The organism is Candidatus Blastococcus massiliensis AP3 (assembly GCF_000582785.1).
Classification (GTDB): domain Bacteria; phylum Actinomycetota; class Actinomycetes; order Mycobacteriales; family Geodermatophilaceae; genus Blastococcus; species Blastococcus massiliensis.
The window spans coordinates 446,346-461,474 of sequence record NZ_HG931175.1 but is presented as its reverse complement, the minus strand read 5'-3'; the positions used below and the strand labels follow the sequence as shown (position 1 = coordinate 461,474).

Here is a 15,129-nt window from a genome sequence, read left to right as displayed (position 1 = left end):
CCGGTGCCGTCGGGGATCGTCCTGGCTCCCGGCCCACCCTAGTGATGCCGGGGTTTCCTCCCGGGGTTGCCCCAGGGCACCCGCATCCGATGGGATCAGCCGATGGACGCCCTCGTGGAAGCCCAGCCCGACGCCCCGGACCGCCCCCTCCCGGCCGAGGAGCTCGCCGCCCTGGACGCGTGGTGGCGGGCCGCGAACTACCTGTCGGTGGGGCAGATCTACCTGATGGGCAACCCCCTGCTGCGCGAGCCGCTGCGGGCCGAGCACGTCAAGCCCCGGCTGCTGGGGCACTGGGGCACCACACCCGGCCTGAACTTCGTCTACGCCCACCTCAACCGGGCCATCACGGCGCGCGACCTCGACATGATCTACGTGATGGGCCCGGGACACGGGGGGCCCGGGCCGGTCGCGGCCGCCTGGCTGGAGGGCACGTACACCGAGGTCTACCCGGAGATCTCCCAGGACGCCGAGGGGATGCGGCGGCTGTTCACCCAGTTCTCCTTCCCCGGCGGGATCCCGAGCCACGTCGCGCCGGAGACGCCCGGGTCCATCCACGAGGGCGGCGAACTCGGCTACGCCCTCTCGCACGCCTACGGCGCCGCCTTCGACAACCCCGACCTCGTCGTCGCGGCGGTCATCGGCGACGGCGAGGCCGAGACCGGGCCGCTGGCGGCGAGCTGGCACGCCAACAAGTTCGCCGATCCGGTGACCGACGGCGCCGTGCTGCCGATCCTCCACCTCAACGGGTACAAGATCGCCAACCCGACGCTGCTGGCCCGCATCCCGCGCGAGGAGCTGCTCGAGCTCATGCGCGGCTACGGCCACACGCCGTACCTCGTGGAGGGCGACGACCCGGAGACGATGCACCAGCAGTTCGCCGCGACCCTCGACCGCTGCCTCGACGAGATCGCCGACATCCAGCGCCGGGCCCGCTCGGGCGGGCCGGTGGAGCGGCCGCGGTGGCCGATGATCGTGCTCGCCTCGCCCAAGGGGTGGACCGGCCCGGCCGAGGTCGACGGGCTCCAGGTGGAGGGCACGTGGCGGTCCCACCAGGTGCCGTTCAAGAACGCCCGAGAGCACGACGCCCACCGGGTCGTGCTGGAGGAGTGGCTGCGCAGCTACCGGCCCGAGGAGCTGTTCGACGAGGCGGGCGCGCCCGTGCCCGGGGTGCGGGGGCTGCACCCGGCGGGGGGACGCCGGATGAGCGCGAACCCGCACGCGAACGGGGGAGAGCTGCTCGTCCCGCTGCGCATGCCGGACTTCCGCGACTACGCCGTCGACGTCCCCGCGCCCGGGACCGGCGCCGTGGAGTCCACGCGCGTGCTGGGTGAGTTCCTGCGCGACGTCATGCGGGCCAACATGACCAACTTCCGGGTGTTCGCCCCCGACGAGAACAACAGCAACCGGCTCGGCGCCGTCCTCGAGGCGACCGACCGGGCCTGGATGGCCGAGCTGCTGCCCGGTGACGACTCCCTGGCCCCCGGTGGCCGGGTCATGGAGATCCTGTCCGAGCACACCTGCCAGGGCTGGCTCGAGGGCTACCTGCTCACCGGCCGGCACGGGTTCTTCTCCTGCTACGAGGCGTTCATCCACATCGTCGACTCGATGTTCAACCAGCACGCCAAGTGGCTGAAGACGACGAACGACATCCCCTGGCGGCGGCCCATCGCGTCGCTGAACTACCTGCTCACCTCGCACGTGTGGCGGCAGGACCACAACGGCTTCTCCCACCAGGACCCGGGCTTCATCGACCACGTCGTCAACAAGAAGGCCGACGTCATCCGGGTCTACCTGCCGCCGGATGCCAACACCCTGCTGTCGGTGGCCGACCACTGCCTGCGCAGCAAGCAGTACGTCAACGTGATCGTCGCGGGCAAGCAGCCCGCGCTGCAGTACCTCGACGCCGACGCCGCGGTCGTGCACGCCACGAAGGGCATCGGCATCTGGGACTGGGCCAGCAGCGACGCCGGGGAGGAGCCGGACGTGGTCATGGCCTGCGCCGGCGACGTCCCGACCATGGAGACGCTGGCCGCCGTCGAGCTGCTGCGCGGCTGGTTCCCGGACCTGCGCGTGCGGGTGGTCAACGTGGTCGACCTGATGCGGCTGCAGGACGAGACCGAGCACCCGCACGGCCTCTCCGGTGCCGCGTTCGACGCCCTGTTCACCACCGACAAGCCGGTGATCTTCGCGTACCACGGCTATCCGTGGCTGATCCACCGGCTGACCTACCGGCGGACCAACCACGAGAACTTCCACGTGCGCGGTTACGTCGAGGAGGGCACGACGACGACGCCCTTCGACATCTGCGTCATGAACCGGATCGACCGCTTCAGCCTGGCGATCTCGGCGATCGACCGGATCCCCGGGCTGCGCGGCGCCGCCGCGCACGCACGGGAGGCGTTGGTCGGGAAGCTCATCGAGCACCGGCGGTACGTGCGTGCCGAGGGCATCGACCTCCCCGAGATCCGGGACTGGCAGTGGTCCCCGGCGGCGGGGCCGGCCACGTCCGGCGGCGACCCGCTGCGGGAGCCGGAGGCGTGAGGCTGCTCGTCGTCAACGCCGGGTCCAGCAGTCTCAAGCTCTCGCTGCTCGACGACGACGGCGGGCCGGTCGCCGGCACGACGGTCGAGAACTGGCTGGGGGAGGGCCACCTCGAGCCGCTGGTGGAGTTCCTGGCCCACTGCGGGCCGGTCGACGCCGTGGGGCACCGGGTGGTGCACGGCGGTCCCCGGCACACCGGGCCGGCCGAGGTCGACGACATGCTCGTCGCCCACCTCTGGTCGATCAGCCACCTCGCTCCGCTGCACAACCCACGGTCGCTGGCCGGCATCCGGGCCGTGGGCGAGCTGCTCCCGGGGACCCCCGCGGTGGCCTGCTTCGACACCGCGTTCCACGTCACCCTCCCCGCCGCCGCGGCCACCTACGCCGTCCCGCGGGAGTGGAACGAGCGCTGGGGTCTGCGCCGGTACGGCTTCCACGGGCTCTCGCACGCCTGGGCGGCCCGGCGGGGGGCCGAGCTGGTCGGCCGGCCGGTCGAGGAGCTGCGCATCGTCTCCTGCCACCTCGGCGCGGGCGCCTCGCTGGCGGCGGTGCGCGGCGGCGTCTCCGTCGACACCACGATGGGCTTCACCCCGCTGGCGGGCCTGGTGATGAACACCCGGCCCGGCACCCTCGACCCGGGGCTGCTGCTGTGGCTGCTGGAGCACGGTTCCGTGCCGATCGCCGAGCTCGGTGACGTGCTGGAGCACCACGCCGGGCTGAAGGGGCTCTCGGGCACGTCGGGCGACCTGCGCGAGGTGCTGGCCCGCCGGGACGACGGCGACGCCGACTGCGCCCTGGCCGCCGACGTCTACCTCCACCGGCTGGTCCGGGAGATCGCGGCGATGACCGCCGCCACCGGTGGCCTGGACCTGCTGGTGATGACCGGGGGAGTGGGGGAGCACTCGGTGCCCGTGCGCGCCGGCGTGGGGGCCGCGCTGGGCCACCTGGGACTGGGGGTGGACCCCGGACGCAACGCGGCAGCCGCCGGCGACGCCGACATCAGCGCCGACGGTGCGGCCGCCCGGACCGTGGTGGTCACCTCCCGCGAGGACCTGGAGATCCGCCGGCAGGTCCTGGAGCTCCTCGACGGCTGACCGGCCCTTGTGCCCCGGCCGCGCACGGGGCAGCCTCGGCTCTCCGGTCACCGAGCGGAGGAGCAGGTCGTGGCGGACGCAGGGCAGGGCAGGGCAGAGCGGACCGTGGTCGGGGTGGACGGCTCACCCGGGGCGCGCGAGGCGCTGGCGTGGGCGCTGGCCGACGCCGCCCGGCGCGGCGTGCCGCTGGAGGCCGTCAGCAGCTTCCCCGTCGAGCTGCACCTCTCCGACCCGTTCCTGCTCGACGAGGGGCAGCTGGAGGCGGTGCGCGCCGACACCCTGGAGCGGGCGAGGGCCCAGGTCGAGCAGGTGCGCGCGGAGACGGGGCACACCGAGGTGCCGGTCGACGTCCTGGCGGTGGCCGGACCGCCGGCGCCGATGCTGCTCGCCGCCTCGGAGGACGCCGGGATGCTCGTCGTCGGGAGCCGGGGGCGTGGCGCCGTGCGCAGCCTCGTCCTCGGCTCGGTCGCGCTCAGCTCCGTGACCCACGCCCGCGTGCCGGTCGTCGTCGTCCACGCGGGAGCCGACGACGGCGAAGGGGCCGGTGCCGGGACCGAGCCCCTCCGGGTGGTCGTCGGCCTCGACGGATCGGCGGCGTCGGGTATCGCGCTGGAGCGCGCGGCCCGCGAGGCCCAGCTGCTGGGAGCCGAGCTCGTGGCCGTGGCGGCGTACTCGGCGGCCGCCTACTGGAGCGACGCCTACGCCGTCGCCCTCCCGCCGCCGGAGCAGCTCGCCGGCGAGGTGCGGGCAGGCGCCGAGCAGCAGGTGGCGGCCGCACGGATTCCCGACGGGCTGAGCGTCCGCGTCGAGTGCCTGGAGGGCCCGGCCGGCGACGTGCTGGTGGAGGCGGCGGCGGGTGCCCGGCTGCTGGTGGTCGGCGGACACGGCCAGGGCGCCGTGCGCGGCCTGCTGATGGGCTCGGTCGCGCTGCACTGCGTGCTCGCCGGGCGGTGCCCCGTCATGGTCGTCCCGGAGGCGGGCGAGACCGGGCGGCACTCCGCCGACGGCTGACCGGACCCCCGACGCGCGGAGAGGCCGCCGTCGACGGACGGCGGCCCCTCCTGCAGGCGGCTCAGTCGGACGTGGGGGGCTCGTCCTTGCCCTCCTCCTCGAGCCGGTCGGCCTCCTCCTTCGTCGCGTGCACCGCGCCGTCGGCGTGCTCCGGGGGGCCGTAGACCGTGTAGAGGATCAGCGGGTTGGGGCCGGTGTTGACGAAGTTGTGCTTCGAGCCGGCCGGCACGACCACCAGGTCACCGGAGGCGACGTTCTTCTCCGAGCCGGAGACGATCGCCTTCCCGGTGCCGCTGACGAAGGTCAGGATCTGGTCGATGTCCTCGTGCGTCTCCTCGCCGATCTCGCCACCCGGCGGGATCGTCATGACCACCAGCTGGGTCTTCGTGCCGGTCCAGAGCACCCGGCGGAAGTCCGGGCTCTTCTCGGCCTCGGTCTCGATCGTGTAGTGGATGACGGACGCCATGGACGGCGCTCCTCTCGTCTCGGCTGACTCGGGACCCGCCGGGTGACCGGGCGGGCGGCTGCGCTCCTCCTGCCCCCGCAGCCCGCCGAGTAGTCCTGCGGTCCCCCGGACAGCTGATGGCGGCGCGCGCCGGCCGGTCGCGCCGTCGTTCCCCGGGGGGCCGACACGCCGGTCGGGGTGCGACCCGGCTCCCTCGGCCATGTACCGTTCCCGCGATCGTGATTGCCCTGTGATGGAGGTACGGTGCCGGAGTCTTCCCTGACGCCCTCGGGCCAGTCGTTCGACGAGGTGTGGGCGGTCGCGGACCGGATCCCCGGATGGATGACGAAGGCCCAGGCCGAGATGCTCGACGAGCAAGCCCGCCGCCTGCCCGACGGCTCCGCGGTGCTCGAGATCGGCTCCCACCAGGGCCGCTCGACGGTGATGATCGGCCGCGTCATGCAGGCGAAGGGTGGCCGCGTCTACGCGGTCGACCCGTTCATCGACGGCAAGCTCTTCGGTGGCCGCAAGACCCGGGACTCCTTCGAGGCGCACATCGCCGAGGCCGGGGTCACCGACACCGTGGAGCTCGTGTGCGACTACTCCACCAAGATCCGCACGTCGTGGGACCGGCCGTTCCAGATGCTCTACATCGACGGCAAGCACGACTACTGGACCTACTCCGACGACCTCAAGTGGCGGGTGCACCTGCCCGAGGGCGCCCCGGTCCTGGTGCACGACTGCTTCTCGTCGATCGGCGTCACCCTCGGCACCCTGCTGCACGTGCTGCCGGCCAAGGACCTCCGCTACGAGCGCCGCGCCGGGTCGATGGCCCTGTTCCGGGTGGGCAAGCCGACCCGCGCCGACCGCATGCGGATCCTGGCCGAGATGCCGTGGTGGATCCGCAACGTCCTCGTCAAGGTCCTGCTGCGCCTCCGGCTGCGCCCCGTGGCCAAGATCGTGTTCAAGCACGACTCCCCGTACGACCCGTACTGATCCGCGCCGCGCGGTGGGCCGGGCAGCCGGCCCACCGCGCGGCCGGTGGATTTTGCGGCTAGCGGGCTGGGCTGCCGGCCGGCTCGAGCACGACGTCGCCCTTGTGGGCGAGCCAGAGCCGTAGCAGCCCCGTTCCCACCAGCAGGATGCTGGTGCCCAGCGCGATCCAGGCCACCGTGAGCACGGTCAGCCCGGCGCCGGCGGCGAGCACCTCGACGGCGATGGCCTCCAGGGCGACCGCGCACCAGACTGCCACCGCGGCGATCCGGTCGGCGGCGGCGATCCCCGAGTAGAGCAGCAGCTGGGCCAGGGCGAAGAGGGTGCCCAGCATCGCGAACGCCCACGTCGCGCCGCCCAGCGCGGTCCCGTACTCGGCGCCCCCGACGAGGGTGAGGGCACGCGCGCCGAGCACCGCCGTGATGGCGGTGAGCACGGCACCGACGAAGGCGACGAGGGCGACGGCCACGGGAAGCACCCGCCGCCGCGCTCGCTGGTACGCCAGCCGGGGCAGCAGGACGACGCTGACCCCCTGCGGGAGCCAGAACGCCACCTTGGCGAAGATCGACGCCACTGCGTACTCGCCGGCCAGTTCGGGGGACAGGTGGTGGCGGGCGAGCAGCAGGTCGAGGTTGACCAGCAGCACGAGGCCCAGCAGGGCGCTGGAGGCCCGCGCGGCACCCAGCATGTGGGTGCGCATGCCCCGGGCCATGCCCGGCCGCCCGGAGACCAGCCAGCCCACGGCCGCGCTGGCGACGCAGCCCAGCGCCATGCCGATGAGCGCGGCCTCCGGAGTGCCGCCGATGAGCAGGCCGGCGATACCGCCCCCGGACTTGAGCACGCCGAACGTGCTGTTGACGAAGGCCAGCCGGCCGTACCGGCGGGTGCCCTGCAGCAGCCCGTCGTAGCCGCCGACGAGCGTGTGCGGGACGAGGACCGCGATCAGCCAGAGCACGGTCGCCGGGCCGGACAGGTGCAGCAGGGAGACGAGGGGGCCGACGGCGAGCAGGCCGAGGACGCCGACGGCGCCGGCGCCCACCCACGTGGCGGCGTGCAGCCGGGCCAGGAGCAGCGGGCGCTCCTCGGGGAGCGACTTGCCGAGCTTCAGCGCGGCCGCGGTCTGCAGACCGGTCGCCGGGACGACGCCGATGAACATGACGCCGAGCAGGGCGGCCAGTTCGCCGTAGGCCTCCGGCGCGAGCAGGCGGGCGGCGCCCACCGTGAAGACGTAGGCCAGCGCGTTGACGCCGAGCAGGGCCAGCGACACGAGGGCCGCCGGCACGGCGGCCTCCCGCCGTCGGCGCAGCACGCTGGGGGCCGGCGGTGCTCCGAGGGCGGTCATCCGCGCACCCCGCGCGGAGAGCCCTGGCGGGCCCCCCGCCGCTGGGAACCCGGGTGGCCGCCGCCGCTCATGCCAGACCTGAGGCGGCCGGCTGGCGCGCCGGTGCCGCAGCGATCGGCAGGGGCCGCAGGGTGATCGACTCGTCGCGGCCGGTCCTGGTGCGGGCGCGCTCGAGCAGTGCGACGAGCGCGCGGCCCTGCTCGCCGGAGCGGAACTCCTCCGTGGTCTGGTCGTGCAGCGCCTTCGTCAGGACCCCGGCGAAGGTCGCGACGCTCGCCGACCACTCGAAGGTCGCCGCGTGCCGCGTGGCGGCCTCGCCCATGGCCCGGCGGGTCCCCTCGTCCTCGAGCAGGCGGGCGACAGCCGCGGTCATCCCGTCGAGATCGTCGACGAGGACACCGCTGACGCCGTCGACGACCGACTCCTGCAGGCCGCCGGAGGCGTGGTAGCCGACGGTGGGAACGCCGTGGCCGCCGGCCTCGATCACCACCATGCCCCAGCCCTCCTTCACCGACGGGCACACGTGGACCCACGATGCGGCCAGCTGCTCGTGCTTGGCCCGCTCGTCGACGAAGCCGGTGAACTCGACCCGGTCGGCCACGCCCAGGCGCTCGGCCTCGGCCCGCAGCTGCTCCTCCCACCAGCCCTCGCCGACCACGGCGAGGGAGAGGTCGGGCCAGCGGTCGCTGAGCCGCGCCAGGATCTCCAGGGCGTGCTCCACCTGCTTGTGCGGTACGAGCCGGCCCAGGACGACCAGGCGCGGGCTGGGGGAGCGGGGGGTCTCGACGGGGACGATCGGCTCGGTGCCGACGGGGACCAGCGTGATCCGGTCGGCGGCGATGCCCAGACCGGTCATCTCGGTCCTGGTCGCCTCGGAGATCGTCACGTAGGGCACCCGCCGGTAGACCTTCGGAGCCACCTTCGACTCCAGCCACCAGCCGATGCGCCCGCCGATGCGGCCGAAGACCATCGGCCACTGCTCCTTGTGCACGTGGTGCACGACGGTGGTGACGGGGGCCTCGGTGGCCAGCGTGCTGCAGAAGGGGATCCCGTTCTGCACGTCGATGACGAGGCGGGGGCGGTGACGGCGCACGAACGCGAACGCGCGGGGGTAGACGCTCAGCCGGCGACCGCGCCGGATGATGCGGACACCGTTGACGACCTCCTCGGCGGGAGCCCGGCCGTGCTCGGCGCACAGCAGGGTCACCTGTAGACCGGCGGCGGCCAGTCCCTCGGCGATCCGCTGCACGTACCGTTCGGATCCGCCGCCCTCGGGGTGGCTGACGTCTCGCCAGTTGACGAAGAGAACGTCGATGTCCGTCATTCGTTGCAACACCAGCGGCACACTAATGCACCCGAGCAGCCGCTTCGACCGGCGATGTGATCCACGACCCCTTTGGAGTGCACACAGATGAACCGATCGGCCACCCTTTCCCGGTCGGTCAGGCTCTTCCGGGCCTTCCTCCACGAACAGGACGATCCCGAGGGCTTCTACAGCGTCCTCGCTGCCGACTCGGTCGCGCAACTGGCCCGGTGGGCGGACCTGCAGGGGGCGACGGTGCTGGACGTGGGGGGCGGCGCGGGCTACTTCGCCGACGCCTTCCGCGGCGCCGGATCGACCTACATCGGCCTCGAGCCGGACGCCGGCGAGATGACCGCCCGCGGGGAGCCCGAGCCCGGGACGCTGCGCGGCAGCGGCGAGGAGCTGCCGATCCGCAGTGGCGTGCTGGACGTCTGCTACTCGTCGAACGTGCTCGAGCACGTCCGCCGGCCCTGGGCGATGGCCGACGAGATGGTGCGTGTGACCAAACCCGGCGGCATCGTCTACCTCTCCTTCACCCCCTGGCTCTCCCCGTGGGGCGGGCACGAGACGGCGCCCTGGCACTACCTCGGCGGCCACCGGGCCCGGCGTCGCTACCGCCGCCGCACCGGCGCGGAGCCCAAGAACAAGTTCGGCGAGTCGCTCTTCGCCACCTCCGCCGGAGCAGCCGCACGCTGGGCCCGGAACTGCCCGGACGCCGACCTGCTCGCCGTGCTGCCCCGTTACCACCCGTGGTGGGCCGCCTGGGTCGCACGGGTGCCCGGGCTCCGGGAGTTCGCCAGCTGGAACTTCGTCCTGGTGCTCCGCCGGAAGGCCTGAGCCGGCGCCGCACGGTTCCCTCACACCCGTCCCACCAGGCATCGTGCGACCCGTCCGGCCCGGCGGGCACGACCGGCCCGCCGGGCTCGGAAAAATCTTCCGACCCGTCCACCCCCGGGGCCTCCCGGGCGTGTCGCGGCGGCGTCCGGCGGGTCCGCGGATCCCTGTGGCGGACGCCGGGGCGTCGACGCCTCCGAGCCCTGGACATCACGTACCGTCGCACCCTGTGCCGCGCGAGCCGCTGCGGCGAGGAGGAGCTGCATGCGGGCGCGTGTCGTCGGGCTGGCCGTCATCGGTCTGGGGGGTCTCGTCCTCGCCGCCGGCATCACCGCGGACGGCTGGGTCCCGCTGTCGGCGGTGGAGCTGCGCCTCGACGAGTCCTTCGAGACCGTGGCCCTCGGCGCGCAGGTCAGCTACCTCGACCCGGTCCCGGTCGCGCCGGTGACGAGCGAGGACGTGTCGGTGTCGGTCCGGGTCCGCGGCGACGAGGACGCCGGGGACGCGGGGGACGACACCGCGGTCTGGGAGTACCTGGCCACCATCGACGACGCGAACGGCACCCTCGTCGGCACCAGCAGCGCCGTCGCGTGCCTGGACCGCCGGAGCGCCGAGGCCGTGGACTGCGTCGCGGAGTCCGTCGACGGAGAGCGCACCGACATCCAGGGGCTCACCGTGCGCTTCCCGTCCGACACCGAGCAGCGCGACTACGATCTCTGGGACACCACGGTGAGGCAGTCGCTCCCCGCCCGCTTCGTGGGCAGCGAGCGCCTCGACGGGCTGCCGGTGTACCGCTTCGAGCAGGAGGTCCCCGCACAGGTGATCCGAACGGTCCCCGTGCCCGGCACCCTGGTCGGCTCGTCCGAGGCCGAGTTCCCCGCCGAGGTCGTGCACAGCAACTCCAGGTCGCTGCTCGTCGAGCCCCTCAGCGGCGTCATCGTCTCCGTCGAGGAGAGCCCGCTGACCGAGCTGCGCGGCCCCGACGGCGCCGCGGGCGCGGTCCTGCTGGCCGGCACGTTCGGCTGGTCGGACGAGACCGTCGAGGACGCCGTCGCCCGGGCCGAGGACATCCGGGACGAGCGCGCGGAACTGCGGCCCCTCGTGCGGTGGACCGGGATCGGCGCGGGTACCGCGCTGCTCGCCGCCGGTGCGCTCCTCGCCGCCCGCCGTCGCCCGGCCCGGCCCGACCACGCGCAGGACGAGCCCGCACGGGTTCCCGTCCCGAGCGCCTGAGTCGACGGGCGGGGAAGGCAGCACATGGCGACGATGGTCACCGGCACCTCCGCCGCGCCGTCCTCCGCGGACGTGCCGGCGTCCACGGGGCCGCGCGAGCCGTTGAGGGCGCGCGTGGTCGGGGTGCTCGTGCGCCTCCGGCTGGCGCTGGTCTGCTCGGGCTTCCTGGTGCTGGCGCTGCTGCAGCAGCCGGGCCGGATCATCGGCGACACCAAGCTCGACCTGGCGGTCGACCCCCTGTCCTTCCTCGGCCGGGCCCTCACGCTCTGGGAGCCGGTCGGGGCCGCCGGGCAGCTGCAGAACCAGGCGTACGGCTACTTCTTCCCGATGGGGCCGTTCTTCGCCCTCGGTCAGCTCGCCGGGCTGCCCGTCTGGGTGGTGCAGCGGCTCTGGTGGGCGGCGCTGATGAGCGTCGCCTTCCTCGGGGTCGTCGTGCTGGCCCGCCGGCTGCGGATCGGCACCCCGGCCACTGCCCTCGTCGCCGGGATCGCCTACGCGCTGGCGCCGCGGATGCTCACCGCCATCGGCACCACCTCGGTCGAGCTGATCCCGATGGCGCTCGCGCCCTGGGTGCTCATCCCGCTGGTCGGTGCCGAGGAGCGCGGTTCCGCACGCCGGGCCGCGGCGCTGTCCGGGCTGGCGGTGTTCTGCGTCGGCGGCGTCAACGCCGTGGCGACCGCCGCCGTCCTCCCGCTGGCCGTGCTGTACCTGCTCACCCGGCCCGCGGGCCCCTTCCGGCGCCGCCTGGTCGTCTGGTGGGGCATCTGCGTCGGCCTGGCCAGCGTCTGGTGGGCCGGCCCGCTGGTGCTCCTGGGCCGGTTCAGCCCCCCGTTCCTCTTCTACATCGAGAACGCCGACGCCACGACCGGGCCGACCGACGTCCTCAGCGTCCTGCGGGGGACGTCGCACTGGGTGGCGACGCTGGCCTCGCCGTCGGGCCCGACCTGGCCCGCCGGGTGGTCCCTCGTCCACGACGTCGTCCCGGTGGCCGGCACGGTGCTCCTCGCGGCGGCCGGACTCGCGGCGCTGTGCCGGCGCGACCTGCCGGAGCGCACCTGGCTGGTCCTGGGCGTCCTGGCCGGCGTCGGCCTGGTCTCCCTCGGGCACCTCGCCGAGGTCCAGGGGCTCTGGGCCGACCGGCTCCACGACGGGCTCGACGACTTCCTCGCCCCGCTGCGCAACGTGCACAAGTTCGACCCGGTCCTCCGGCTGCCCCTCGTGCTGGGCCTGGCCCACCTCGGCGCCGTCCTGCTGGCGCGGGCCCGCCGCGGACGGGCCGGGCAGCCCGATTCGGGGCGGCTGCGCAGCGCCGCGCGGATCGGCTCCCGCGCGACGCTCGGCCTGCTGGTCCTGGCGCTGGTGGCCGGGATCGTCCCGGCGCTCGCCGGGCGGCTCGCGCCCCCCAACGGCTTCACCGAGATCCCGGGGTACTGGCGGCAGACCGCCGCGTTCCTCGAGGACCAGCAGCCCAGCGGCCGGGCGCTGGTGCTGCCCGGCTCCTCGTTCCCCACCTACGAGTGGGGTTCGCCCACCGACGAGCCGCTGCAGGCGCTGGCCGACTCGCCGTGGGACGTGCGGAACGCGATCCCGCTGACCCCCGAGGGCCACATCCGCATGCTGGACGCGGTCGAGTCCCGGCTGGAGCAGGGGGAGGGGGCCGCGGGCCTGTCCCGGTACCTGGCGCGGGCCGGCATCTCGCACCTGGTGCTCCGCAACGACGTCGACACCGGTGCGACCGGAGCGACCCGCTCCGTGCTCGTGCGCCAGGCGCTCCGGGACTCGCCGGGCATCTCCCCGGTGGGTTCCTTCGGCCCGGTGTCGGAGGCCGACGGGCTCTCCGACGGCCGGGTGCTCGACTCCGGTCTCGACGAGCCGGCTCCGCCCATCGAGATCTACGCGGTCGCGGACCCCGCGCCCCGGGCGTGGACGACGCCGATGTCCTCGGCGGTCGGCGTCCACGGCGGGCCGGAGGCGCTGCTGCCGCTGGAGGACCGGGGCGTCATCACCGACCGGCCCGCGATGATGGCCGGCTCCACCGCGGCGCCCACCGACCCGGCGATGGTCACCGACGCGCTGCTGCGCCGGGAGCGCACGTTCGGCCGCCTGGCCGACGCCGCCTCGGGCGGGCTGTCGGAGGACGACCCGCTGCGACTGGACGCCCCGGTGCGCGACTACGTCCTGCCCAACCTCGCCCTCGCCGAGAGCGTGATCCGCTACATCGGCGGCACCCCGAGCGCGTCCAGTTCCGCGTCGGACCCGGACGGCTTCAACGGCACGCGGATGGACACCCAGCCCTGGTCCGCCGTGGACGTCGACCCGATGACCGCCTGGCGGCCGGCGCCCTGGGACGAGAGCTCCGAGCCGCCCTGGTGGCGGCTGACCACCGAGCGGCAGTTCCTGGGCCGCGAGATCGTCGTCTCGCTGGGCGAGGAGCCCGGTGTCGCCCGGCCCAGCGAGCTGAAGATCACGACCGACGCCGGTGAGCTCGTGGTGCCGGTGGCCGACACCGGCGAGGAGCAGGTCCTGCCGATTCCCCAGGGCTACACCTCGCAGCTGACCATCAGCTCGACCGTTCCGGCCAACGATCCGGACGCACCGGCCCTCGCGCTCGCCGAGGTGCGCGTGCTGGGCATCAACGTGCACCGGTCGGCCGTCACGCCGGTGCCCGAGCACGGCGCCACCGTGTTCTCCTTCGACGCCGAGCGCGGGCGGTCGGGCTGCGTGACCGGCAGCGAGGGGACCCCCCTCTGCACCCCCGCGCTCATCACCGGCTCCGAGGAGGCGGTCTGGCTGGACCGGACGTTCTCCGTGCCCGGCTGGAGCGACTACGACATCTTCGGGACCGCGGTGGCGCGTCCCGGACTGGCGCTGGACGCCCTGCTCACCGAGGCGCGGGGAACCCCCCTGGTCGAGGCCTCCAGCTCGCCGGTGTCCGATCCGCGGGGCAGCGCCATCGCCGCGGTCGACGGCGACCCGAACACCGCCTGGCTGGCCGCGGGCGACGACCGCCGCCCGACGCTGACGCTCACCTGGCCCGAGCCCCGCACGGTGGACTCGCTGCGCGTGGTCACCGACCCCGGGCTGGTCGCCGCGAGGCCGACCGCCGTCACCATCGACGCCGGTGGCCTGCCGCGCAGCCTGCGGCTCACCGAGGACGGCAGCGTGCAGTTCGCGCCGGTCGTCACCGATCGGCTGGCGGTCACCTTCGAGCTGCCCGAGGAGCTGGAGTCCCTCGACCCCTTCACCCGCTGGGACCAGCGGCTGGGCGTCGGCGTGAGCGAGCTGGAGGTCGGCGGGCCGAACCCGGTCACCCCGTCGGACACCCCCGTCCGGGTCGAGCCGGGCAACGCGTTCCGCGACCCGGACACCGCCGAGCTCTTCGACCCGGAGACCGGCGAGCTCGCCTGCGGCTCCGGCCCGGACGTGCAGGTCGACGGAGCGGTGATGCTCACCCGCGCCCGGCCCACCGTCGGGACGCTGGAGACGCTCCGCCCGACGACCCTCGAGTTCTGCGACGCGGTGCCCTCGATGCTCATCCCCGGCGGGGAGCACCGCCTGCTGGCCCGGAGCAGCGAGATCCTTGGCACGGACTCGGTCACCCTCCAGCGGGCCGGCTCGCCGAGCGACATCGACCCGGGCATCCGGACCGCGGCCGGGATCAGCCGCTGGGACGCCGAGCACCGTGCCGTGGAGGTCGACGCCGGCGACGGCGACACCCTGCTCGTCATCCCCGAGAACATCAACCCGGGCTGGACGGCGACCCTCGACGGTCAGACGCTCACCCCGGTCACCATCGACGGGTGGCAGCAGGGCTACATCGTGCCGGCCGGATCGGCCGGGACCGTCCAGCTGGACTTCACGCCGGGCCCGGCCTACCGCACGGCGCTGGCCGTGGGCGCCGGCGCGGTGCTCCTGCTCGTGCTGGTGGCGGCGTGGCCGGCGCGGCCCCTGCGGGACCGTCCGCGACGGGCGCCCCGCGTGGCCGCGGCTCTGTCCGCGGTCTTCGGAACCGCGTTCGTGGTGGGGTCCGCCCTGTTCGGCACCGCCCTCGTCGGCGGGCTGGCCGGCCTCGCGGCGCTCGCCGTCCTGTGGCTGCTGCGCCAGATCACCGGGCGGTGGGGCCCGGCCGTGCTCGGCGCGGTGGCGACCGGCGCGCTCCTCGCCGCCGGGGCCACCCTGGTGTCCGAGCCGGACGGCTCGACTCCCGGTCAGCTGCTGGCCGTCGTGGCGCTCTCCGCGGTCGTCGCCGGCATCCTGCCGGTGGTGCCGGTGCGACGCCTGCTGCTCCGCCGGACGCCCCGCCCGCCCCGCACGGCGACGGCTGGCGGGTGAG

At 74.3% G+C, this 15,129-nt stretch carries 10 protein-coding genes; 7 read left to right on the top strand and 3 right to left on the bottom strand.

Translation table 11 applies throughout. From position 1 onward, the window contains the following. The first annotated feature begins 102 nt into the window (after window positions 1-102). The 3 genes from BN344_RS16345 (at window position 103) to BN344_RS16335 (ending at window position 4,646) form a co-directional block, all read left to right on the top strand. Window positions 103-2,541 (top strand): phosphoketolase family protein, encoded by a 2,439-nt coding sequence (locus tag BN344_RS16345; protein WP_051516037.1) that lies wholly within the window; start codon window positions 103-105, stop codon window positions 2,539-2,541. Further along, the gene (locus BN344_RS16340) at window positions 2,538-3,635 is read left to right on the top strand and encodes an acetate/propionate family kinase (protein WP_040340039.1); all 1,098 of its coding nucleotides are present in this window, start codon (window positions 2,538-2,540) and stop codon (window positions 3,633-3,635) included. The genes BN344_RS16345 and BN344_RS16340 overlap by 4 nt, the downstream gene beginning before the upstream one ends. Before the next feature lie 69 nt (window positions 3,636-3,704). Next, window positions 3,705-4,646 carry a universal stress protein gene (locus BN344_RS16335; protein ID WP_166518262.1) on the top strand — a complete coding sequence of 314 codons (942 nt, stop codon included), beginning with the start codon at window positions 3,705-3,707 and terminating at the stop codon, window positions 4,644-4,646. A 61-nt stretch (window positions 4,647-4,707) separates the two neighbouring features. On the opposite strand, the gene BN344_RS16330 is transcribed toward BN344_RS16335, so the two are convergent. Next, the gene (locus BN344_RS16330; RefSeq protein WP_040339592.1) at window positions 4,708-5,112 is read right to left on the bottom strand and encodes a cupin domain-containing protein; all 405 of its coding nucleotides are present in this window, start codon (window positions 5,110-5,112) and stop codon (window positions 4,708-4,710) included. Between the two features lie 243 nt (window positions 5,113-5,355). Between BN344_RS16330 and BN344_RS16325 the strand changes: the two genes are divergently transcribed. Continuing rightward, window positions 5,356-6,087, top strand: coding sequence for a class I SAM-dependent methyltransferase (locus BN344_RS16325; protein WP_197022358.1), 732 nt, complete (start codon window positions 5,356-5,358; stop codon window positions 6,085-6,087). A gap of 58 nt (window positions 6,088-6,145) precedes the next feature. Here the strand turns inward: BN344_RS16325 and BN344_RS16320 are convergent, their stop codons facing one another. Both BN344_RS16320 and BN344_RS16315 read right to left on the bottom strand, forming a co-directional pair. Then, a complete protein-coding gene (locus BN344_RS16320; RefSeq protein WP_051516035.1) occupies window positions 6,146-7,426 on the bottom strand; it encodes a lipopolysaccharide biosynthesis protein in 1,281 nt (426 codons plus the stop codon). Between the two features lie 67 nt (window positions 7,427-7,493). Continuing rightward, window positions 7,494-8,762 (bottom strand): glycosyltransferase family 4 protein, encoded by a 1,269-nt coding sequence (locus BN344_RS16315; RefSeq protein WP_197022357.1) that lies wholly within the window; start codon window positions 8,760-8,762, stop codon window positions 7,494-7,496. A 75-nt stretch (window positions 8,763-8,837) separates the two neighbouring features. Here BN344_RS16315 and BN344_RS16310 point away from each other — a divergent pair, with 75 nt between their 5' ends. The 3 genes from BN344_RS16310 to BN344_RS16295 all read left to right on the top strand — a co-directional run bounded on the left by BN344_RS16310 (window position 8,838) and on the right by BN344_RS16295 (window position 15,128). Next, window positions 8,838-9,566 (top strand): class I SAM-dependent methyltransferase, encoded by a 729-nt coding sequence (locus BN344_RS16310; protein WP_040339591.1) that lies wholly within the window; start codon window positions 8,838-8,840, stop codon window positions 9,564-9,566. A gap of 261 nt (window positions 9,567-9,827) precedes the next feature. After that, window positions 9,828-10,796, top strand: coding sequence for a PorA family protein (locus tag BN344_RS19220; RefSeq protein ID WP_051516034.1), 969 nt, complete (start codon window positions 9,828-9,830; stop codon window positions 10,794-10,796). Between the two features lie 24 nt (window positions 10,797-10,820). After that, entirely contained in the window at window positions 10,821-15,128 is a 4,308-nt protein-coding gene (locus BN344_RS16295) for an alpha-(1->3)-arabinofuranosyltransferase (RefSeq protein WP_051516033.1), read from the top strand. Window position 15,129: the final 1 nt, after the last annotated feature.

Bases quoted from the DNA above. Each gene is read 5' to 3' on its own strand.
- BN344_RS16345 (WP_051516037.1), top strand. From the start codon at position 103: ATGGACGCCCTCGTGGAAGCCCAGCCCGACGCCCCGGACCGCCCCCTC.
- BN344_RS16330 (WP_040339592.1), bottom strand. From the start codon at position 5,112: ATGGCGTCCGTCATCCACTACACGATCGAGACCGAGGCCGAGAAGAGC.
- BN344_RS16320 (WP_051516035.1), bottom strand. From the start codon at position 7,426: ATGACCGCCCTCGGAGCACCGCCGGCCCCCAGCGTGCTGCGCCGACGG.
- BN344_RS16310 (WP_040339591.1), top strand. From the start codon at position 8,838: ATGAACCGATCGGCCACCCTTTCCCGGTCGGTCAGGCTCTTCCGGGCC.
- BN344_RS19220 (WP_051516034.1), top strand. From the start codon at position 9,828: ATGCGGGCGCGTGTCGTCGGGCTGGCCGTCATCGGTCTGGGGGGTCTC.
- BN344_RS16295 (WP_051516033.1), top strand. From the start codon at position 10,821: ATGGCGACGATGGTCACCGGCACCTCCGCCGCGCCGTCCTCCGCGGAC.